We start from the raw sequence: 21,845 nt of genomic DNA, 5'->3' as shown, positions 1-21,845 counted from the left end.
GGTTGCTGGATTAAATACGGAAAAGGGAAGGCAAAATACCTGAATATGAGGCGCGGGTTGTGTAAATGTACTTATCTATGGATATAGCTCCTTTGTGATACAACTCTTTGTGTATCTCGGCTGTTATCAGTACTAAATAATGCGTGTATGAATATAGTTATTGATGAACAGGCTCTACAACATTGTGGAAAGATATTGACAGCCTGTAAATGGAAGTTGGCCTGTGCTGAGAGTATGACCGCAGGTTTTTTAAGTAGTGTCTACGCCATGGAAGTACACAGTGGTGACTATTTTTTAGGATCCATTGTCTGTTACGAAGACACCGTGAAGGAACGCTTATTGGCGGTACCAGCGGCAAAGTTGAAAAAATACTGTGCGGAATCGGCGGTGGCCACCCTGCGGATTATGGATGGGCTGCGGGCACAGTTTCCAGGGGCCCAGGTGTATATCAGCGTGACGGGACTTGCCTATGAAACTACAAACCCGAAACAGAAGCGCTCCATAGGCACGGTGTATTATGCTTTTGGACTGGGAGACAGTACGGTAATTTATAAAAGAAGTTATAGCGGAACTGCCGCCGAAATAATTGTAGAAACCTGCAACGATATATTCAGGGATTTAGCCCAATGGTTGGAAAAAGTCACGAAAAAAAATAAAAACAGCCCCCTATACGAAAACTAAATAAACCATAGGATGGTTATAACATAAAATCTTTTATCATGTCCTTACAGGTAGTCCGTAAAAATATATTCTTCAAACCCGATTCGAAAAGGGTGCTTGCGCGCTATTTCAACCTCAGCGTAGAGCGTACCACCAAAATTGTACACCGTATCCTAAAGAGCTCCAGACAGCAAAAAACGGATATGCTCAATCAGCTCCTTCGCAATTTTTCTAAACGGCATCGCAGCGTCCTCGATATATGGGAACGTAACTTTAAACGTACCGAAGCGAGACTGTTGGATCAGGAACTGCGTGATCGAGAGTATTCGCAGCAGGAGCGCTTATTGATCGGCGCCTATTTTACAATGGAATATTCGGTAGAGGCAGCGGCATTTTTCAATCCTTCGATAGTCGAATCTCCAGATCAGACCCAGTTGCGCGATGGAGAAAAACGCATTATCCTCAGTTTTAGGGCTACTGGCGAAGGACATGTCTCTTCTATCGTTTTCAGATCGGCCATAATCGATCGTCATTTAAACATTCACGTGGATGAGGTCGGCAAGTTGTTAGAGAAACCCAAGCAGGTAAAGAGTCACCGGTATCAAAAGACGGATTTTATCGATAAATTGCTGCAGATACATGACCCAGAAAAAGATATGTTGGATCTTATCCTTGCTAAACTGGCCGATAGCTTTACCTATGAAGAGCTGCGTCAATATGTGACAGAAATACAGTTGGAGAATAAGCTCGATATAGAAGGACAGACCTTAATGACACATATACTATGGTTGGCCTCTTCGCATTATGAAATGACCTATTCCTTGGATACTTCACTGTCCGAACGGGTTATATTTCCGATTTCGGATACCGAGAAAAACGGTATCGAAGATGCACGGTTTGTACGGTTTGTCAGTGAACGAGGTAGGCCAATCTATTACGCAACATATACGGCGTATGATGGACTCACCATATTGCCTAAATTGCTCTCCACGAAGGATTTTGTGAATTTTAAAGTACAGCCTATCAATGGTAAGATCGCCAATAAGGGCGCAGCACTATTCCCGAGAAAAATACAAGGAAAATACGCGATGCTCTGTAGGGTAGATGGTGAAAGCAATTATATCGCTTTTTCGGGAGATCTGATCAACTGGCATCAGGAAGTTACATTGCTCAAGGAACCCGAATTCCCTTGGGAGTATGTACAGTTAGGTAATTGTGGATCGCCCATTGAGACAGCCAAGGGTTGGTTGGTATTGACCCACAGCGTAGGACCTATGCGGGAATATACTTTAGGAGCGATTCTTTTGGACCTAGAGGATCCCACCAAAATAGTAGGCAAACTCAATGAGCCTTTGCTCTATCCCAATACGGACGAACGCGAAGGCTACGTCCCAAATGTGGTATATTCCTGCGGACAACTCATACACAATGGACACCTGGTGATTCCTTACGCCATGTCTGATCACGCATCGACCTATGCAACGCTTTGTCTAGACGACTTGTTAGATGCGCTGACGGATTGTTAAGCGCTAATCGTCAAGACTATAACATACATAGAGATAAGCCTGCCAAAAGCTAATGCTACTCTCTGCACCTTGGTTGAGATTGAGCCCGAATCGTTCTAGACCATCGCAACATCCTTTAGTGACGGGATCATACAGGGGTATACCGAGTTCATTTTTTCCGAAAAACCATTGCAGGCATTGGACCATGCGCCGTTTGTAGGTGCTGTCGCCTGATAATCCGAAAAGCTCTTTGTACAGAAGTATGCTGGAAGGTACCTCTATGGGTTGTTGCGCAAATATGCTCCGCTTACTTCCCCTTACATACCAGCTTTCATTACCGATGGTGGAAAGATAGCCTTTTTCAAATATCAGGCTGTCGAGGAATGTTGCAGTGACTCGCCCCAATGTTATCATTGACTCCTGCTTCAATAGTATACCGCTACGCAGTACCGCTAACGGAATGACCGCATTATCGTAGGATAGTATCTGCTCGTACCAGTACCAATCCGGGCTGTGACTGCCCTTGTATTCGTCTAATAAGTAACTACTCAGTTGCTTTATATAACCTATTATTTTATCGTCGGAGCGATTGGCTGCATAGTAATGTTGTAAACCTAAGAGCGTGTAGCTAACTGCTTTGACCGATTTTAGGCCAACGCAATGGGGTAGCGCTTTGTGCAGTATTTCTTCGGCAAGGAAGACTAATTCTGGATCGCGGGTATACCGGAGAAAGTGGCCTAATGCCCACAAGGTACGCCCATAACTATCCTCGGTCCCATACTCATCTAAAAATTGATGATCAAAGGAAAGGAGATTGCGAAATCTGCCGCAGTCGCGCTGCATATAGTGGATGTAAGCAAGATAGGTATAAGTCAAGTCTTTAAATGCGTTGGACGGATGGGCCTGAGTGGAGAGCGTGGTCAATAACAAGGCTCTTGCGGTGTCATCCAGACAATACCCGTGTTTGTAATTGGGTATACTATAAGTTGCATGCTGCACGATAGACACCTGATTGGTCATCCGTCGGATATGAGAGAGATCAAAGGCTGGAAGCTCAGGGATAATCTCTTGTAACATCCCCAATTCGAAAATTGAGTCTACTGTATTTACTTCTTGTTTCATCGCTTATTACTTAAGAGGACAATTTATGAGTAGAGGTACGTAACAGATTGTTGATATGGTGTGGTGCACTGTTGTGGGGTAATGTCATAGCTACAGGTGCATCTTTTGCTACTATGCGTTGAAGAAGTTTAGCCTGTAGCTTACCTACGTTGCTCCAGCTCATGGATGCACCATAATGAGCTGCATTGTGTCGGTACCTAGCTAATAGTTGTGGCTCGTCTAAAAGGGCGCGGATAATCAAGCTGAGGGCATTACTGTCTTTAAAGTCGAACAACAGCCCACGGTCGTCTTTTAATAGATCCTTGGCATACCAGTATGGTGTAGATATTACGGCGGCACCTGCACCGATCGCGAAGGAAAGCGTGCCGCTGCTGATCTGATTCTCGTTCGGGTAGGGGGTGACATAAATGTCACAGGCGCTGAGATACTGCGTAAGCAGCTTTTCGGAGGCGAACTGGTTTATAAAGTGTACCCTGTCGGCAATGCCCAATTCCTGTGCTTTTGCCTGTAAGTACTCTCGGTAGGATTCACCCGCCTCCCGTAGTATATTGGGATGGGTACTGCCTAAAATGATATAAACAAAATCATCGTGAGGTACCGCGGCAACTGCTTCAATAGCTGTTTCGAATCCCTTACTAGGCCCCAAAAAGCCAAAACTGAGCATAACTTTTTTGCCCGTTAGACCTAGTTGCTGTTTGGCCTCGCTTTGACGAAAGGAAAAATGCGGCACCCCATGAGGAATGAGTTCTATTTTTTGCGCGGAGATATGATAGATGTGCTGCAGCATCTCTACTGCAGTATCGGTCATCACGGTGACGTTTTCACTGCGACGCGCCAGTTGCTGAAGTATCCGCAGCTCGCGCTCGCGAGGTTGTCGTAAAACCGTATGAAAGTTGGTAACGACGGGGATCGAAAGGGCGTGGACAAAATCCAAGATATAGTCGCCACTCTCGCCGCCGAATATACCATATTCATGTTGGATAATTACAATGTCAAATCTTTCATTGATCTGTTTTGCAGCCTTCAGGTAGCTGGAAATTTTGTTTTTTTCAATGACGATGGACACCTCGGTCGGAAAGAAATCTTCGCTACCATCCGATATGGCTATAATAGCCGGGGCTAAAGTAGGGTCTTGGTGTAAGGATTTAAATAAATCCTGAGTAAATGTAGCGATCCCGCACTGCCTAGGTGGGTATGTTCCGATAATGGCGATATTCATAGTGAGTTTGTTTTTCGTTTCTACTATAAAGAACAGGAAATGAGCGACTATGTTGTTGGAAAAAGCCTCAAAAATATAAAATGCCGTATTAAATCTGCACTACGCGTATAAATACTTCCCTTGCGGTGCGGTCGCTAAGAAAATGTGCTACGCCACCGCGCTCATGGATATGCAGATCTCCGCGCATTCGCGGCATAGGCGGGCGCATTCGCGGCAATGTTCCATACCATGGGCAGCATGCTGCTCGCATTCTTCAGCACAGGAGATACATATGTTAGCACATAACTCGCATAATGAATGGCTGTTATTGCTGTCCAGTTGCATCAACTCCGCAGTAGCGTTGCACACGGTAGCACACTCGAGGTCCAGTAGAATACATTCACGCAACATTTCGATTTCGGATTCGTTAAGGCAGGCAGCAGCACACTGCATGCAGGCGCTCGCGCAGGCTAAGCATTTCTCGATACATTCTTGCATTTTCTCTTTCATGATCTTGTGGTTTATCGTTTAAAAAATATAAATAGCTAACGACCAACGAACACATAAAAACGTATTCGGTTTAAAAGGAGTGCAAGTAGTTATAACATAGAGAGGGGAAAAGGAGCGGTAATCGGAAAATATAACTTGATAGTCGTACCCACACCTTCGGTAGACTCCACTTCGATAAGACCGCCGAGCCGATCCATAATACGTTTTACTAAAGATAGGCCAACACCCGTACCTTGGAAAGTCAGGGCGTTATCTGCGCGGGTGAAAATATCGAATATTTGGGGAAGATGGGCTGCAGGAATGCCGATCCCATTGTCTTTGATCGTATAACATACCTGTTGCTGATCCATGGAGCTATCGATCCATATCTTCTGCCGCTCGCTAGTGCCAGAATATTTGACGGCATTGTTGATGACATTAAGAAAGATCTGGTATAAGGCGCTTTTCTCTCCCCAGAGCGGCAAAAGCCGCCCATAATGGGTCTTGCAGGAAGTTGCCCCGTGCAATAGGAGGGCTTCTTGTAGGATTTTCTTTACGGTGTAGGACATGGGTATCGGGTCTTTGGCCATAGCAGCAGTCTTACTCTGGCTGATAGCAACGATATTGTTTACGATGTCTTCAATATTGGCGACACTGCCGGATAGGTTCTTAAGCCAAGCTTCTTTCTTATCTTGGGAGAGGGTTTCGCCTGCAGTACGCATAAACTGTAACCCCATCTTAAGAATAGAAAGGGGATTTTTGAGGTCGTGGGAAATGCTAAAGGTAAACATTTCAAGTTCGTTATTGAGCAAGCGGAGCTCGTCTGTCATGAGCTGTTTCTCTGTAGCTTTGCTCACGATAGACTCTTTGATACTTTGTTGGAGGTACCCAATGAACTTAAGGTCTGCATCGCCCCATGGTCGCGCAGAATCGTGAATACGCTGCTCCCAGGTATGTACCGCATAGTTTTCATTTTGCTCCTTGATATTAAGCTGAACAACCGTACTAAGTTGTTCTTTGCGAAACCAGACGATGTAATAGTCTTTGTAGGTGTCTATAGAATAGTACATCAGGCCTGCGAACGGAAGGGCTTCGGAAATATTTTTTCCATGATTCAAGCGGAAGTTGTAGTCCTTGAATAAAGTCTTATTGCTCGTATTCTGGAGGTAGGCTATGAGTTCGTAAAATAGATCTATATCAGGTGTCTCGCCATGAAAAAATACATCACCCTGATTATAGATGGCTACCCCATCGGCGGCAACCATATCTTGTAAGAGGTCCATATGCTGCACCATCGCACAATTGATCGTCTTATTGCTGGCTAAGGATTGTTTTAAGGTATGGCCGGCTGCTAGCAACTGTTGATTGTGCTCGATCAAGCCTTGTTTAAAGAGATTTTCAAATTTGCTCATGGCGCTCTCTACGATAAAGGTGGAGAGTTTGCGCTGCTGCAGGTCTACCTTTTTGGGCGTTGAATGTTGCGCAATGACTAAACCCCAAAATTCATCCTCCAAGTAAAGTGGAAAGAACAAAGCCGATGACACGCCTAATGTTTTAAGATAAATTTGATGCAATCGGGGAGGAGGCGCAAGCTGGCTGCATAATAAGTGTATTTCGGGATCGAGACTGTAGAGTTTTTGATGGGTACCCTCCAAATGCGGTACGTAGCGGTAGGATAGGCTTTTGTAATAAGGTAGGGTTTCCTCAGGTAGAAAAGTTTCGGCAAACTCTTTACCGATAAAACTTGGTTTAGAAGTCTTTTGATGCTCAGCAATAACCTTACTATGACCGGTCTCCTGGATCTGAAGAACAAATACCCGCTCGAATTTGAGGAGCTTTTGTAGTGCCTTGCATAGAAAATGCCAATTGTTGGTATAGATCTCGTCAAAAAGAAAACCTAGTTCGTTCATGCGGGATACCGAAATATGCTTGCGATGCTGCTCTTCCCATTCGATGTAGACCCGACCTTTATTGAGACTGAGTTTGAAATAGTAGCGGTTGTAGTTTATCCTTTTTGAAAACACCTGACTTGGTATTCTTTTTTCCAGCACGGCTTGCACGGTATGTAGAAATTTAATGCAATCGCCATTCCAAAGCTGCTTAAAAAAGTCTTCCAAAGGTTGCCCCAAGAGATTGTGCAGGTTGGTTTTGTTGAACAAACATACGGATTCACTGACGGCAATAATAGTTAAACTGGCATCGGTTATGATCAAATTGCCAAAGCTCTGTAAGGAAGCCTCTACAATCTGTCCGTCGTTGTTTTTCATAAAGTAGAATCCTTATTGTTAATCCTAGAAATCTTACTAAAGTTAACGTATTCTGTTGATAAATATTGTATTAATAGGTTTGATGTTATTTGTTCCTTCTATTCTGTATAGGTTTGGCGCTATACATCAGGACAAAAACAGTAAATAGAAAGACAGAAGTAAAAAGTATAACAAACATAAATGAATCTCCTTTAGGTATGACTACTCAAAAATCGGACATTAATTCTTTTAGACGAAAGATATACGTATTTAAACGCAGCAATCGGGTATTATTACGTTAATTGCATTCTGTTTTTAACAATTTGAGGGCATGTGCGTTCAATTAGGAGAACAAAATATCAAAACTTATGAAAGCGAATTTTTTTTTAATAGTAGGCATTACTGCTTCTCTTTTCATAGCCTGTGGGCCGTCAAAAAAAGAGAAAACAGGCGGCCCTGGGCCCGTTACAGAGTCGGACAAAACTCGGTACAATATTAATCCGAATGATGAAGTGCGGTACGGCACACCGGATACGACCAAAAAAGATAGTATTAAGGGAGATACCGCAGTGGGGCTTAAAGATTATCCACTGTGATCGTTGGATAAGCGTATCAGTTGCATAAGTTTTCTTTTGTATACCGGGTCGGTAGGGGGGCGATCAGCAGTTTTCGATACGCGCTTTATCCAATGATCTAGACCTCCCAAGAGATAGTCTTCCTGTATATTGGGGTGTATATAGTGGCTACGGGTGATGGAGCGGGTATTACCTAGCCGTTGCGCGACTTGATCGATAACTTGTAAAAGCTGCTGTTTACGCGCGCTGACACTCGAGGGAAGCGCCGATTGGCTCAGGTAATGAAGCGCAAGAATACAGCCGTACCAGGTACGGAAGGTCTTGCAGGTGATTTCGGTATCTGTAGCTGCTTTCAGATAGGCATTTAGGGTTCCGGAATCTAAAGGGTTGGGTTGCCCATCCGAATCATAGTATTGAAAAAGACGTTGTCCCGGAATTTCTTTTACCTTGGCCAGCAAACGTACCAGAGATTTCTCCGTAAGATAGCTTTGCTGTCGTATGCCTTTCTTACCGATAAATTTAAAGAACACTTTATTCGTGCTGATCTGTACATGACGGTTGCGCAGCGTGGTAAGGCCATAGGACTTATTCTCCTTTTCGTAAGCTGTATTGCCGACTCTGAAGTAGGTCTTACTCATCACGGCCAGTGCTAGGGCACAAACACGTTCTTTGGAAAGCTGACGCGAAGAAAGATCGGTGGCGATACGTTTTTGCAATCGGGATAACCGTAGCCCAAATGTATATAGAGCACTGAACTTATCCTTGGCACGAAGTTTATTCCATTCGGGATGGTATAGGTACTGCTTTCTGCCGCGTATATCTATTCCGGTAGCTTGGATGTGACCGCTGCCCATAGCACAGATCCAGACCTGTTCCCAAGCAGGAGGAATAACTAAAGTCTGGATACGAGCTAGTATCTGTGGGTTATGAATGGGCTTGCCTTTTTGATCGAGGTATTTAAAGTGTTTTCCTTGACGTACACGCTGATAACCCCGCCCTTGGCACGAAACATAACGAAGCCCTGCTTCGTGCAAGGCTTCGGAATCTGCTATTAAATTTTCTGCTGTGGGCATAACTAGTGATTTCGAATAGCGTTTATCAATTCACTTTTCGTCATATCATGCCGTCCTTTTATTCCAATTTTTTTTGCTTCGCTCAATAGCTCCACCTTCGTACGTTCGTCCATAGGACTGCTTTTGCCGCCTTTTTTGCTGGCATTGGGCGAGTTCGCTATACGGGCTGCCTTTTCTTTGCTTGCTCCGTCTCGACGTAAGGCCTCATACTTAGCATCGTCTTTTATCTGTTTTCCGTGATTCTTTGCCATACTTTTCGATTTTGTTTTTGAATCGTGACTATCAACATTGATCATCGCAATAATTAAGCTTCTCATTTGGCCTGCTGTAATTTTCAAATCTTGTATATTCATAATAGTATGTTGAGTTGTTTGCATATACTATTTCAAAAAACAGGCCGAAATGAGGGGGCAGACTACCTATTTTGATTCCGGAATCTACGGGTTTGCACCAGGTATTTATCCCTATTGCAGCGTATAAAACGGATCATTCGTACAGACTATCAAAGAAGGTGGGATTGTCCAATTTGATGGCGATGCGGTATGCCGCATTGACAAGCCCCACATGGCTATAAGCCTGGGGGAAATTGCCCCATTGACTCCCGTCCTGATCGTCCACATCTTCACTGAATAACATAAGATGATTACCAAATGATAAGAGCTGCTTAAACACTGTTTGTGCCTCCTCGAGACGCCCCACACAAGCCAGCGCTTCTACATACCAAAATGCACAGACCAAGAAAGTAGATTTGGGACGACCGAAATCATCTTTGTGCAGATAACGGTAAAATAGGCCATGCTCTCCTTTTAATACTTTTTCCAGTTGAAGCAGGTGTTCTTTTGCTTTGGGTGAATTGGGGTCTAGATACCCCATCATAATCAGCTGTAGGGTGGAGGCATCCAAATCGGTGTTGTCTTGGGCATTGGTATACACTTTTCGATGGTCATCATAACAACTTTCGATATGTTCGATAGCCCGCTCCCGTAAGGCATTGGCCTGAATAGCTGTATCTTCCAGACCATACTGACGGGCTATCTTCAGGGCAGCGGTGGCACCGGCCCATTGAAACAGATTGGAATAACAATGTCTTTTTTCCATATTTCGAAATTCCCAGATACCGGCATCTTTTTCATCGATGGTGAGTTCCATCTTTTGGAGGATGAAGCGCGTCCATTGAGCCGCAAATCCGGTGTTTTGGTGACGGAAGCGGTGATCGGTAAAAAGGGGGAGTAACGCGATCATGGCCTGTCCGTACACGTCATTCTGAATATGTTCGGAAGCTTGATTGCCGATACGGATAGGTTGATTGCCCATATAGCCATTAAGAAAGTCCAAGGTTTTTTCCTCTAAGTTAGATTGACCAAGGATGCCGTATAAGGGTTGTAACCTTCCTGCATCCGACTGGGTGATGTTGGCAATGTAAGAAGCGTATTTTTCCATCTCTTCAAAATGACCGATATGGCTGAGGGCCGTTAGAACGTAATAACTGTCGCGAACCCAGCAGAAGCGGTAGTCCCAATTGCGGCCTGCGCCGGGATGTTCGGGTAGACTGGTCGTGCTGGCTGCAATGATAGCCCCGGTGTCTTCATACTGGTGGAGTTTGAGGGCGAGGGCCGATCGTATTACTTCCTTTTGGTAGAATGATGGAATGGATGCATTTTTTACCCAGCGGTGCCAGTATTGACGCGTACGTCCTAAAAACTCTTCGGCTGTACGCTCGATAGGTGCCTCAAAGGGATTGCCAAACGTCAGAATAAGGTATACGGGCTTGTTGATCAAGTAAGCGACATCGTCGAAAAAATGGCTGGTCGGCATATTCGTAACGAGCCGCATCTTTACATCACCGCATTCAAACTGAATATGGTTGCTCCCCCTATTTTTTTGAAATGAAGATTTTCCGTAATGGTACTTGGGATCGCAGACGACGCGCACTTTGGGGTGCCCCGATATAGGCTCTATCTTTCGGATCAACATGAGCGGTTTGTAATAGCGCTCGTACTGCTCAAAACGGGGGGCATAGTCGGTAATTCGATAAGTCCCTTCGGCACTCTCTATCGTGGTACATAGTATATTGGTGTTTTCTACATAGTACTGGCTGGAATGGATAATGCCGCTGGGCGGTGTGATACTAAATCGTCCTCCTTGGTGTTCGTCCAGCAGCGTGCCAAACACAAAAGAGTCTTCAAATGAAGGCCAGCATAACCAGTTGATATTACTGTCTTTGCCCACATGGGCTATGTATGCACAATTTCCGATTATGCCGCTATTGTATATATGCTTTTGTTTTGCCATTGGTGTCATTTATGGGTTGTCTGGATACTTCATTAGTCTGCGGAGTCATCTCTTGCAGGAGGTTGGTCACTTCTTCTTGGTTTTCGATATAGTAATGTGCTAAGGTCTGTTTATTGCCCACCTTGATGGTCACTGCAGAATCAGGCAGTTCGTAAAACATGTCCTCATCGGTCGAATCGTCACCAATAGCAAAAATGAAGTCCGGCTTATAGTGATCTACGACTTCTAAAGCGGCTTTTCCTTTATTCAAGCTATTTATTTTGACTTCAATTACTTTATCGCCCATGAGCAATTGCAGGTCGTATTGTGGTAGGAGATATCGGAGTGCATCCGCAAGTTCCTGCGCCCGCATCATGCCCAACCCTGTATGTACCTTGCGGTAATGCCAGGCCAGGGAATAGTTTTTCTCTTCGATAATAGAACCGGGGGTTCGGTCGGTAAACTTGGCCATAATGCGTCTCACCGGAGCTTTCCAAGTGGTGGGCATACTGGGCTTGTCGCGCCATAGACCATCGGGTACATTGCTCCAGGCACCATGCTCAGCGATAAGATAGTAGCCGGTATCTCCAAACCACTTGTTGAGGTCGGTATGTGGTCGGCCACTTATTATGGTGACCTGGTTGGCAGCATCGCTCTGAAGATCCGCTAATAACTTCATTACCTGCACGGTCGGCTTTGCAGCGCTGGCATCATTCTTAAATCCGACTAAGGTACCATCATAATCGAGAAAAAATAGGCGTCGCTTGGCTTTTTGGAACTGATCGGTGAGCTTCCTGAGCGTAGCTCCCTGCATCTTACGGCTAGCTGATGCCTTTTGCTCACTTTTAACCTCATGTAATCTTGCGAAGAATAATTTTACCCAATGCGAGATGTTGAATTTTTTGACCATAGCCACGTTGGCCCGCATGCGCTGCTGCCGCTCCATCTTGGGCATATAAATTGCCAGATGTATCGCCTGCATAATATCTTCTATGGCATTTGGATTCACCTGAATCGTCTCGGGCAGTTCTTTGGCGGCACCTGCAAATTCGCTTAAAATAAGTACGCCATTGTAATCTTGTGCTTTGCTGGCAATGTATTCCTTGCATACCAGGTTCATACCATCCCGTAGCGACGTAACCAAACAGATATCTGCGGCTACATAGAGTGCCGAGAGATCTTCGATAGGCAACGAATTATAGAAGTAGGTGATAGGAGTCCAGTCGTCCGAACCATACACCGCGTTGATGTGTCCGACCATACGGTCTATTTCGTCCCGTAGGAGCTTGTATTGTGCTACATTGTCCCGGGAAGGAACGACAAGCATATAGAGTACAACCTTATTGCGCAGCTCAGGATATTGTTGTAACAGGCTTTCGTAGGCCATTAAACGTTCTAAGATTCCTTTGCTGTAATCCAAACGGTCGATCGATAGAATTAGTTTGCGCTTTTGATATTGTTCTTTCAGGACTTGTACTTTATTCAAAACTAGGCTGGATCGGGACAATTCTTCGAACTTATCGAAATCTATACCCATAGGGAATACTTCGACGTGTACCCGCCGGTCGCGGCAGCGAACGCTATTGTTCTTTGGTGAAAGACCCAATATATTGAGACAGGAATTGAGAAAATGCTGGGCGTCATGGTAGGTATGAAAGGCGATTAAATCTGCGCCTAAAAGACCTTTTAAAAGTTCATTGCGCCAGGGAATACACCTGAATATTTCATCTGCGGGAAAGGGAATGTGTTGGAAATAGCCTATTGTCAAATCAATTCGTTGTTGACGGAGCAATTGCGGAAGTAGCATAAGTTGATAATCATGTACCCATAATTCGTCTTTGGAAGTAATGTTCTGTGCCAAGATAATTTCACAGAAGTGCTGATTCACTTTTTGATAAGCGAGCCAATATGCTTTGTCAAATACCGCATAGGACAGGCGATAATGACAGATAGGCCACAGTATCTCATTGGAGAAGCCCTCGTAGTATCCCTCTAAATCTTCAGCGCTTAGAAAGACAGGGATAAGATTCAATTTCGCAAGTTCTGTGCGAATCAGTTGTTCTTCGCCTTCATTTTCCGGAATGTAGCCCGGCCAGCCTACCCATATATTACTGCCGTTCTTGTAATAAGAACCCAAGCCGGTAGCCAGGCCGCCTTCGCTCGGGATAAAATGTAATTCATTGGCACGTTTTTCAATACGTACCGGTAATCGATTGGAAATAATTATAGTTCTTTTTTTTTGCATAAAAGGTAAGGTAATAGGTCGTCGACCTATATGATTTGGAAAATATACTACCCAAAAGTATTAGTAGCGGGCTACACTGCCCGCTCCCTCTGTCAGTAGAAATTCTCCTGGATGTATAATATGTGTTTTGGCGCCGGTTTTATGAGCCAATATGGCTAGCCTGTTTAAAATGTCTATGTTGCTTTGTGGATCAGGTTTGACAGCGCGTTCTTCTAAGTATATATCACCGTATATTTTTCTGCTCTTGCCCAATAAAAGGTGCTCGACTCGGGCATCCATTACTTGATTGGCAACTTGCCTCAACTGATCGGTGGCAAGATTTTCCGCTTTGGCTTTTTTGAACAATTGGATAATATTTGCTGATTCATGTGACTGTTGATCTTCTATAATTCGTCGTATGGCCTGAAGTAATTCGGCATTGGAAGCGGTAGTCGCGGATAATTCGATATGTTCGTGCTGCAGCTTCGTATTTTTGGAGATCTTTTTGAAAAGATGGAGATTTTCGGAAATCGTAGCCAGGTATAATGGAAGGTCATAGGGCTTACTGTAGTATTCGTATACAGCGCTGTCTACTATTCGAAAAAAGCGTTCGTTGTCTATTTCCTTTTCCTCGGTTATCTCCATATAGCCATGGAGGGTCGCCGAGCCTCCGGCAGCAGCGTGCAGGTGATTGTCCGTGAGATCATGCCCCAGTGCTTCTTGCATCGTGCGCGGTATCTCTGGGGCGAGTACAATCTCCTCTATGCCGTAATAGTCACCTTGATACATCCGTACCGAATTTTTGCCCAAGGCTAACACATGGTAAGGAGCAAGTTTTGGAATCAGATCTACCAGCGGTACAATGTAGAACACCTCATCGACCTGATAGAAAGCATCACTACACGCTGGTAAGTAGATTGTTTCGAAAAGGCCCCCTGACGAGAGGAAAAACCCAATACAACCTTCGTGTCCTTTGAATAGCTCAGTATCCTCTGCTTTTTTTTCCAGTATAGATATAAGTGAAGATAACTCCGTATTATCGTTGTTTGTAGATTTGATCTCTTTAAGCAGGTTTTTTAATTGAAGAATATTGCTATTGACATCGGCTACTTCTCTGCCTACGGGAATATATATAGTAAGACAGTTTGATGCTTCTTCATCGATAAGTTGTTGAAATAGGGCTGTGTCTAATGTTCTCATGGGTGTAAATTTTTGATTTTAACGTGTTGTACTATAAAAACGCCTTAAAGAATGTGAAAGTTTACCGGCGGGTGCATTTAACCTCGAAAGAGGTATTTACTACGGGAGTTGACTGGGGGTAAATACCCGTCCTTTTATAGGTACTAACTATTTATTCGCACAGTTGTTATTAGGTGACTTTAAGTTATTCCATTTATAGTAAAGCAAATTTGTTATGAAAACAACACAGAACAATCCGATTGATAAATTCCCTAAGCCTCCTTTTAAAAAGCAAAAGCAGGCGGTACCGGGGCTGACTGCGAAGATGAAGCCGCGACCGGACCATGGCGAACAATCTTACGAAGGCAAGAATACATTATTGGACAAGGTGGTCGTGATTACGGGAGGTGATTCGGGAATTGGAAAGGCTGTAGCTATTGCGATGGCGAGAGAAGGGGCTGATATTGTTGTAGCTTATAAAGATGAGATTGAAGATGTAGATGCTTATGACACTAAAGAGTGGATCGAAAAGGCAGGAAGAGCTTGTGTGCTGATACGGGGAGATATTCGATCGGAGAAACACTGTAAAGCAATCGTCGATGCTTGTGTACAACGATTCGGCAAGCTTGATGTCTTGATAAATAATGCGGCCTATCAAATGTCTTACAAGGGGGTGGAAGATATCAGCGCGGAAGAGTGGAACAAAACATTTGAAACGAATATGAGTGCGATGTTCTACCTGGTGAAGGTCGCGAAGAAACATATGAAAGCGGGAAGTAGTATTATCAATACAACTTCTGTAAATGCTTATGATCCTAATCCGAGTCTATTGCCCTATGCGGCAACGAAAGGTGCTATTCAGAATTTTACCGCCAGTCTAGCCCAATTGTTTTTGGAGGACGGCAGTGGAATCCGCGTCAATGCGGTGGCGCCCGGACCGGTGTGGACGCCACTGATACCGAGTACAATTCCGGATCACGAAAAATTTGGGGAGAATACACCGATGGGACGACCCGGACAACCCGTAGAAATAGCTCCTGTTTATGTTTTTTTGGCGTCTGATGCGGCTTCCTATGTGTCTGGAGCGACCGTCCCTGTGACCGGAGGTCGTGTTACGATTTAAAAAAAAAAGCATGTCTAATCGGGAAGATTAGACATGCTTTTTTTAGTATACTATCAGGCTAAAGCTAAGCGGTGTAGCCTTTTAAATCTTCTTTCAGGAGTTTTCGGGCCATATGGATCCTGGTCTTTACTGTTCCCTCAGGCACCTGGAGGTAATCCGCTATCTCATTGTATTTATAACCTTCTACAAACATGGTAAAAGCTTTGTAATTGGACTCTGGTAATTTTGAGAGTGCACCTTGAATATCTTCCATTACGAATTTTGACTCCCCCTTATTTCTAGAGATGCTCTCAAAATGGGGCGTATTTTGGATATCCGCTTCAATACTTCTGTATTTGGCCTGCCTACGGTACTTGTTGATGTAGATATTCTTCATGATAGTAAACAACCAGGCAACGAGTTTTGGGTTATGAATGAATTTCTCAAGCGAATTGAGCGAACGTATAAAAGTTTCCTGAACCAACTCTTCCTTCTCGTAAGGGTCGCTCGTAAACTTTTGCGCAATACTATTTAAGATAGGTCTATTTTGTGTAATCGTTAAGTTTAATTCTGCTGTTCTCATATCGATATGTTTTAAGTTGTAACTGTTGTATTGTTTATTGGATTACATCAAATATGGTGCAGAATTATGGTGTGGAAGTAGATTGTTGGTAAGCCAGTTTGGCTATAAGGTAAAAATACCCATGGCCTTTGTAAGGCACCGTTTTTTGTTTTAAGTTATTGTATATTAGGGTTTTGTTGTTTGTTGTGGTTTCAAGGAATCTATGTTTGGTAGACTATATTTTTAAAGTAAACGCTGTGCAAAAACCGTATTAGTACACAACAGTTTAGGTGGAAATAATTTCAAGCACGTATAAGCCGCAAAAAAAAAGTGAATAATAGGTATTAAACAGGTAAGAATGGGTTTGATTTTTGCTTAAAAACGTTGATACCTCAACATTTTATCAGTTTATTAAGAATCGTGTTAATTTTAATAATTGGATGGGAATAAATAAAAAGCAGGAAGAACAGGAACTTTTCGAACGATCGAAATTGATGGTCAACCATTCGCCGAACGAAGTTTTTGTTATAAAAGAGGTATTTCCACACGGCGCTTGGGGAAAAATGCTGCTGAACAACTCGTTTGAAATAATTGAAGCAGATGGACAGTTGGTCGAAAGGCTGGGATATGTAGATGGGCATGACATGACTGGCTTCTCCCTTTTTAAGTTTTTTAGTACTAAGGAGAAAGTACGGCTAAACCATTTTTTTAAGCACTCCAGTCCCGACTATCTTTCTGTATTATCTTATATTCAACTTGTCAAGAGCGGAAAGAACCAAGAGTGGGCGAGCTTATATTCAAAAAGAGTAAAAATAAGTAATGAAGAGATGGGGTATAGTGTGGTCCTTCTGGATGAAGAAGATAGCTTTGCGACCCTCACTACGGATAAGTTTGATACGCTGTACCGCTCTTTTTTCGATATGTACGAAGCCGAACTGGCACAGATCGGATTGACTTTAAGAGATGACATCGCCCAGGAACTCTACGCATTGCGGGTAAGTATGCAAAATTTTATATTGACCAATGGTTATGAAGGTGAAATAACTGTTTTAAAGAAGCGGTTGAACGATACGATACGGAAGATCTCGGAGCTTTCAAATGACTTGTTGCCCAATGTATTTGTAAACATGGGTTTTTTGCCCGCTATGGAAGATATGGTATTCGCCGTACAGCGACTAGGGTATGATCTAAGGTATAAAATTGATCCCAGGATAAAGGATAAGTCTCCTGAATTTCAATTTTGTTGTTACCGCGTGGTACAGTCTTTATTGCAGAGTTGGAAGGAAAATGTTATCCCCTATGAAGCTTCACTGACGATAATAGTGAAGGGTAATAAAATAAATATCAATTTAAGTGAATCTAGAAGTGGGTCGAATAGTAATGTTCATTATTATTCGGAAGCTATATTACATAATGTCCGGAATAGAATAGCTTTGTATGACGGAGCACTGGAAGTAAATCGTATTTTAGAAAACAGTCAGGTACGAATAACAATGTATAATTAATATGATTAAGATAATTTTGGTAGAGGACCACTTGGTGGTTCGCAATGGAATTAAGTTATTATTAGACACGCAAGAGAATGTGCAGGTGGTAGCAGAGGCCAATAATGGCAAGGAAGCTATTGCTTATCTGGAGGATAATATTATTCCCGATATTATTATCACCGATATTAATATGCCGGGAATGGATGGCATTCAATTGACCGAACAATTGGTGGAACGATATCCAGGTATCAAGGTTATCATTCTGTCGATGTTGAACAATACGCAAAATGTAACGCAGGCATTTGAAAAAGGTGCCAAGGGCTACCTGGTGAAAAATGTAAGTTATGACGAATTGCTGTTTGCTATTAACCATATTTCGAATGGAGGCCGTTATCTTTGTGAAGAACTGGCTATGCTTTTGCTCGACCGGGTGATGGTGCAGTCGACTGGGTTCGCAAATTATGAAAATGATAAACCGACTAATGATGTAGAGCTGAGTGAAAGGGAGTTAGAAGTGCTTCAGCTTATCAGCGAGGGGCATACCAATGTCGAGATCGCAGATAAGCTATTTTTGAGCAAACGTACTGTGGAGGGCCATCGTCAGAATCTGATCGAAAAAGCCGGGGTTAAGAACTCCGCATCTTTGATAAAATATGCGGTGATAAATAGACTCGTAGATTAACAAGAATGCCATCCCGAGGATGGCATTCTTGTTTTGAATTAGGATTCTATGTTGTCGCGCAACTCTTTAATATGGTCGTGGGCCTGCAACTGTAGATTAGCTTGGCTTTGTATAATAGAAAGCATATTTAAAGGTGCTTGTTGTGCTTTTGTAAGCGCGTCTTTATAAACTTTTTTGAACTCATCTTCTCCACGCTCGCAGCTTTCGAGTACGGCTTTGGCCGTATATGGAGTTACCGCTGATTTGATTTCCATCCATGCCCGGAACAGTTTACCACTGGTTCGTGTTTCGTCGGTTGGTTTGTCGCCTTCCCGGAATACAAGGGGCACTAAATCGCTTTTGAATTGAATCGATTGATCTCTGTATTTCTCAAATATAGCTTGTAAACCATAGTTGTCTTCGTTAGACAGCAATGAAATAGCTTTTTCATATCCTTCTATACGGTCATTGTTGATTTCTACCAATTGATTTAATAGATCCGCTGTGTCTTGTTTTAAATTTTCCATATCATTACTTATTTATGCTAGTGGACAGCTGTCTATGCAGATAGTTCGATCTTGGATTAAATTAACGTATAAATACCATGGGTTTGAGTAGAAGTTCGTTGGGGTCCCCGTATTTACTGCCATAGATCCCATCACGGTATAAGACGTTGAATTCGGTAGCAAAAAAACTAAAAAGCACTTAGACTGTTCTTTTACTGATTTAAAAATAAAACGGTATAACTATGGAAACCAACGATAAAGAAGAGTATGAAGGTCAAATTCCTGAAGTGGTAAAAAATGAACCTGACGATAAGCCGGCAGGACGAGGCATCATCTGGGCGATTGTGATTGGTGTAGTCATCTTGGCTATTATCTATTTTGTGTTTTTTAAAGAAGATCCTAGCGTTTAAGTACCGTACTGTATGGATTTAAAATCTTCGGAGCCTTTCTGGCTAGTAAAGAACGGTTTGATGAATTCTTACCCCTCGCTAAGAGAAGATATTGAATGCGATGTGCTTATCGTGGGTGGGGGGATTACCGGTGCATTGATAGCGCACCAATGTGTTTCCGACGGATACCATACGGTGTTGATCGACAAGCGCGAGATCGGCAACGGAAGCTCGTCGGCGACTACCTCAATGCTTCAATACGAGATTGATGTGCCTTTGCACCGGCTCAGCGAGATGATTGGTAGAGAAAAAGCCGAAGCGAGCTATAAAGCCTGCTCATCTGCCATCGATAGATTAAGCGAGATTGCTGCTGAGATTAAATCAAAAGCTGGCTTTGTGCGAAAGGAATCGCTCTATCTGGCCACAAGGAAGAAAGATGTCGCGGGCTTAAGAAAAGAGCTTACGGCAAGGGCAGATGCTGGGTTTGATGTCGAATGGCTCGAGATGGAAGTGATAGCTAAACGCTTTGGTGTTAAAAAGGGATACGGTGGGATTCTCTCTCGGCAGGGGGCTAGTGTGGACGCGTTCTGTCTTTTGCATGAGCTACTGGCTTATAATGAAAAGAGGGGCTTACGTATATTCGATAAAACTGAACTGTTGGAGGTCTCTTCTGATAAAAAGCAAAGTAATTGTATGCTGGATACCGGTGCGAAGATCAGGACCGGTAAGCTGGTGTATTGTATAGGGTATGAAAGTCAAGGCTTGATTAAGGAAAAATTTGTTGACTTATTAAGTACCTATGCCATAGTCTCTGAAATAGATGAGGCTGCCTGCAAGAAGGTGAGAGATCTATTGATATGGACTACGGATGAACCCTATCTCTATATGCGCTGTACCGATGATAGCCGAATGTTGATCGGTGGCGGGGATGAGGAGTTTCAAGACCCGGTTCGACGAGACGCGCTGTTGACTAAAAAAGCCAATCGATTACATAGGAGCTTCGGCCAATTGTTTCCTGAGCGTACATTTTACACGGATTTTTCATGGACTGGGACATTTGGAGAGACCAAGGATGGCTTACCTTACATCGGTAACCATCAGAAATTTAGAGACGCTTACTTTGTATTGGGGTTTGGCGGAAACGGGATTACATTTTCGGTTATCGGCATGGAGATGCTATCCTTTTGGTTGAAAAATAGACCCCATCCTCTAGAAGAGCTTTTTGCTTTCGGGCGATAAAGATTTATTCTTACATTTTTTGCAACCATCACCTTTCCGTGATGGTTTTTTTAATTAGTAATTTAATTTAAAACAAATGGGTATTACAATTTGTATAAACTATAACCAACTGATATTAAACAGCTGTAATCGTGTATTACTTTATGAAAAGAACATGCATTTACCTTCCTTTTCTTTTTGTGGTTTTCTTTGCCCTGCCCAGTTTAAGCTATGGTCAGGTTCCTGATAGTACCTGGGGGAAAACAGCCGAAAAGTATCCTTCATTCAAATTTAAAGGCTTATTTCAAGGGCGCTATGTAGTCAGTGCAAGTGAGGATGTGGATGTAGCCGGGCTGCACCACGAAGATCACTCGGGAACAAGCAATTCTTTTTTACTCAAATATATGCGTGCTCAGGTACAGGCGAAGATAAGTAAGCGGACCGAAGTGGTGGCGCTTGTTAATCTGGCGGACTTTAAAAATGACCCTAAGACCCGTGTGCTGGAAAATGCCTATTTGAAGTATACATTTAGCCCCAAAATAGCTGTTACTGTAGGTCAGTTCAGGCCTTGGTTTGGAATTGAGGAAACTTATCCAGTAGATATTATAAAGTCTTTGGATTGGTCTAACCAGTATGCCGAATTCGGTAAGCTTGGATGGACTAGTTTTCAGATTGGGGCTTCCATTGGAGGTACACTTCATCTCGGAAAGCTACCCTTTCAATACGCCATATCCGCAGTCAATGGGAATGGTAAAAATCAAGTGTCCGACAGTGACAATGGCAAACAGTATATGACACGGCTGGTATTTGGGTTATCCAAGAAGTACGCCGTAAATATAGGACTTAACGGTGGTGTAGGAGAGGTGGCTAAAAAGAATGTATACGCCTGGGGAGCCGACATCGTGGGAAATGTGCCTTTGGCATCAAAGTGGTCTCTTGACCTGCAATTGGAGGGGAAACAAGCAACCAATCATGCCATGTATACCTCGCTGCCGGATGGAGATAGGCCTCCCAGCATAAATGAGTTTTTGGTTCGTGGGGTGTATTTTTTGCCTAACATTCGTTATGAGATCAAGCATAAAAATCTATCGTCTATTGAAGCTTCGTGTCGTTATGAATACCTGGATAGAAACTTCAGTCAAAATTCGAATCCCAGACAGACCATCACGCCGATGTTGGGATTGGAGTTTTTAAAAGATTATGGTGCCCGCATACAGATCGGTATGCAGATGGATCGATATAAGACACAGCTATCAAATACAACGACCTATAACGGCAACTTATTTATTGTACAGGTACAGAGTAGACTTTAATGAAAATCAATCTATTTACATATGAAATATCCATGTAGCAATGGCTACACAAACACGGATGAATA

At 43.2% G+C, this 21,845-nt stretch carries 21 protein-coding genes; 10 read left to right on the top strand and 11 right to left on the bottom strand.

The features are described 5' to 3' along the window. The first annotated feature begins 147 nt into the window (after nucleotides 1-147). Together B5X76_RS00555 and B5X76_RS00550 are read left to right on the top strand one after the other, a co-directional pair. Entirely contained in the window at nucleotides 148-681 is a 534-nt protein-coding gene (locus tag B5X76_RS00555) for a CinA family protein (protein ID WP_079640477.1), read from the top strand. 38 nt (nucleotides 682-719) lie between these two features. After that, nucleotides 720-2,186 (top strand): glycoside hydrolase family 130 protein, encoded by a 1,467-nt coding sequence (locus B5X76_RS00550; RefSeq protein WP_079640476.1) that lies wholly within the window; start codon nucleotides 720-722, stop codon nucleotides 2,184-2,186. A gap of 3 nt (nucleotides 2,187-2,189) precedes the next feature. Here the strand turns inward: B5X76_RS00550 and B5X76_RS00545 are convergent, their stop codons facing one another. Together B5X76_RS00545 and B5X76_RS00540 are read right to left on the bottom strand one after the other, a co-directional pair. Beyond that, nucleotides 2,190-3,287: a hypothetical protein gene (locus tag B5X76_RS00545; protein ID WP_079640475.1), complete on the bottom strand. Its 1,098-nt coding sequence runs from the start codon at nucleotides 3,285-3,287 to the stop codon at nucleotides 2,190-2,192. 10 nt (nucleotides 3,288-3,297) lie between these two features. Then, entirely contained in the window at nucleotides 3,298-4,269 is a 972-nt protein-coding gene (locus B5X76_RS00540) for a glycosyltransferase (RefSeq protein WP_245800912.1), read from the bottom strand. On the opposite strand from B5X76_RS00540, the gene B5X76_RS22190 reads away from it, so the two are divergent. Further along, a complete protein-coding gene (locus B5X76_RS22190; protein ID WP_245800913.1) occupies nucleotides 4,174-4,410 on the top strand; it encodes a hypothetical protein in 237 nt (78 codons plus the stop codon). The two genes, B5X76_RS00540 and B5X76_RS22190, sit on opposite strands and share 96 nt — an antisense overlap. Nucleotides 4,411-4,653: 243 nt before the next feature. Here the strand turns inward: B5X76_RS22190 and B5X76_RS22185 are convergent, their stop codons facing one another. Both B5X76_RS22185 and B5X76_RS00530 read right to left on the bottom strand, forming a co-directional pair. Next, nucleotides 4,654-4,830: a four-helix bundle copper-binding protein gene (locus tag B5X76_RS22185; RefSeq protein WP_245800910.1), complete on the bottom strand. Its 177-nt coding sequence runs from the start codon at nucleotides 4,828-4,830 to the stop codon at nucleotides 4,654-4,656. A gap of 254 nt (nucleotides 4,831-5,084) precedes the next feature. Beyond that, a complete protein-coding gene (locus tag B5X76_RS00530) occupies nucleotides 5,085-7,241 on the bottom strand; it encodes an ATP-binding protein (protein WP_079640472.1) in 2,157 nt (718 codons plus the stop codon). Between the two features lie 347 nt (nucleotides 7,242-7,588). On the opposite strand from B5X76_RS00530, the gene B5X76_RS00525 reads away from it, so the two are divergent. After that, nucleotides 7,589-7,816, top strand: coding sequence for a hypothetical protein (locus B5X76_RS00525; RefSeq protein ID WP_079640471.1), 228 nt, complete (start codon nucleotides 7,589-7,591; stop codon nucleotides 7,814-7,816). On the opposite strand, the gene B5X76_RS00520 is transcribed toward B5X76_RS00525, so the two are convergent. The 5 genes from B5X76_RS00520 to B5X76_RS00500 all read right to left on the bottom strand — a co-directional run bounded on the left by B5X76_RS00520 (nucleotide 7,804) and on the right by B5X76_RS00500 (nucleotide 14,563). After that, nucleotides 7,804-8,868 (bottom strand): DNA topoisomerase IB, encoded by a 1,065-nt coding sequence (locus B5X76_RS00520; protein WP_079640470.1) that lies wholly within the window; start codon nucleotides 8,866-8,868, stop codon nucleotides 7,804-7,806. The two genes, B5X76_RS00525 and B5X76_RS00520, sit on opposite strands and share 13 nt — an antisense overlap. 2 nt (nucleotides 8,869-8,870) lie before the next feature. Next, the gene (locus tag B5X76_RS00515; RefSeq protein ID WP_245800877.1) at nucleotides 8,871-9,221 is read right to left on the bottom strand and encodes a DUF7218 family protein; all 351 of its coding nucleotides are present in this window, start codon (nucleotides 9,219-9,221) and stop codon (nucleotides 8,871-8,873) included. 133 nt (nucleotides 9,222-9,354) lie between these two features. Then, nucleotides 9,355-11,160 (bottom strand): glycoside hydrolase family 15 protein, encoded by a 1,806-nt coding sequence (locus B5X76_RS00510; RefSeq protein WP_079640469.1) that lies wholly within the window; start codon nucleotides 11,158-11,160, stop codon nucleotides 9,355-9,357. Further along, nucleotides 11,132-13,384, bottom strand: a complete 2,253-nt coding sequence (locus B5X76_RS00505; RefSeq protein WP_079640468.1) for a bifunctional alpha,alpha-trehalose-phosphate synthase (UDP-forming)/trehalose-phosphatase — start codon at nucleotides 13,382-13,384, stop codon at nucleotides 11,132-11,134. Before B5X76_RS00505 ends, B5X76_RS00510 begins: the two co-directional genes overlap by 29 nt. A 60-nt stretch (nucleotides 13,385-13,444) precedes the next feature. Next, complete coding sequence (locus B5X76_RS00500) at nucleotides 13,445-14,563, bottom strand: baeRF3 domain-containing protein (RefSeq protein ID WP_079640467.1); 1,119 nt, start codon at nucleotides 14,561-14,563, stop codon at nucleotides 13,445-13,447. 214 nt (nucleotides 14,564-14,777) lie between these two features. Between B5X76_RS00500 and B5X76_RS00495 the strand changes: the two genes are divergently transcribed. Then, nucleotides 14,778-15,665, top strand: a complete 888-nt coding sequence (locus B5X76_RS00495; RefSeq protein ID WP_079640466.1) for an SDR family oxidoreductase — start codon at nucleotides 14,778-14,780, stop codon at nucleotides 15,663-15,665. A 64-nt stretch (nucleotides 15,666-15,729) separates the two neighbouring features. On the opposite strand, the gene B5X76_RS00490 is transcribed toward B5X76_RS00495, so the two are convergent. Next, nucleotides 15,730-16,227, bottom strand: coding sequence for an RNA polymerase sigma factor (locus B5X76_RS00490; protein ID WP_079640465.1), 498 nt, complete (start codon nucleotides 16,225-16,227; stop codon nucleotides 15,730-15,732). A 419-nt stretch (nucleotides 16,228-16,646) separates the two neighbouring features. On the opposite strand from B5X76_RS00490, the gene B5X76_RS00485 reads away from it, so the two are divergent. Together B5X76_RS00485 and B5X76_RS00480 are read left to right on the top strand one after the other, a co-directional pair. After that, complete coding sequence (locus B5X76_RS00485; protein ID WP_079640464.1) at nucleotides 16,647-17,711, top strand: sensor histidine kinase; 1,065 nt, start codon at nucleotides 16,647-16,649, stop codon at nucleotides 17,709-17,711. A gap of 1 nt (nucleotide 17,712) precedes the next feature. Then, on the top strand, nucleotides 17,713-18,375 hold the full coding sequence (locus B5X76_RS00480; RefSeq protein ID WP_079640463.1) for a response regulator transcription factor: 663 nt from the start codon (nucleotides 17,713-17,715) through the stop codon (nucleotides 18,373-18,375). 38 nt (nucleotides 18,376-18,413) lie between these two features. Here B5X76_RS00480 and B5X76_RS00475 read toward each other — a convergent pair whose 3' ends face one another. Beyond that, nucleotides 18,414-18,881, bottom strand: a complete 468-nt coding sequence (locus tag B5X76_RS00475) for a PA2169 family four-helix-bundle protein (protein WP_079640462.1) — start codon at nucleotides 18,879-18,881, stop codon at nucleotides 18,414-18,416. A 221-nt stretch (nucleotides 18,882-19,102) separates the two neighbouring features. Between B5X76_RS00475 and B5X76_RS21890 the strand changes: the two genes are divergently transcribed. The 3 genes from B5X76_RS21890 (at nucleotide 19,103) to B5X76_RS00465 (ending at nucleotide 21,780) form a co-directional block, all read left to right on the top strand. After that, a complete protein-coding gene (locus B5X76_RS21890; protein WP_176140945.1) occupies nucleotides 19,103-19,270 on the top strand; it encodes a hypothetical protein in 168 nt (55 codons plus the stop codon). 12 nt (nucleotides 19,271-19,282) lie between these two features. Next, the gene (locus B5X76_RS00470; RefSeq protein ID WP_079640461.1) at nucleotides 19,283-20,488 is read left to right on the top strand and encodes an NAD(P)/FAD-dependent oxidoreductase; all 1,206 of its coding nucleotides are present in this window, start codon (nucleotides 19,283-19,285) and stop codon (nucleotides 20,486-20,488) included. Nucleotides 20,489-20,631: 143 nt separating this feature from the next. Beyond that, nucleotides 20,632-21,780, top strand: coding sequence for a porin (locus B5X76_RS00465; RefSeq protein WP_079640460.1), 1,149 nt, complete (start codon nucleotides 20,632-20,634; stop codon nucleotides 21,778-21,780). The last annotated feature ends 65 nt before the right edge of the window (nucleotides 21,781-21,845 follow it).

Origin of the sequence: Sphingobacterium nematocida (assembly GCF_900168125.1) — a bacterium.
GTDB lineage: Bacteria > Bacteroidota > Bacteroidia > Sphingobacteriales > Sphingobacteriaceae > Sphingobacterium > Sphingobacterium nematocida.
The sequence above is the reverse complement of the archived record's forward strand: the minus strand, read 5'-3'. Positions and strand labels throughout refer to the sequence as shown.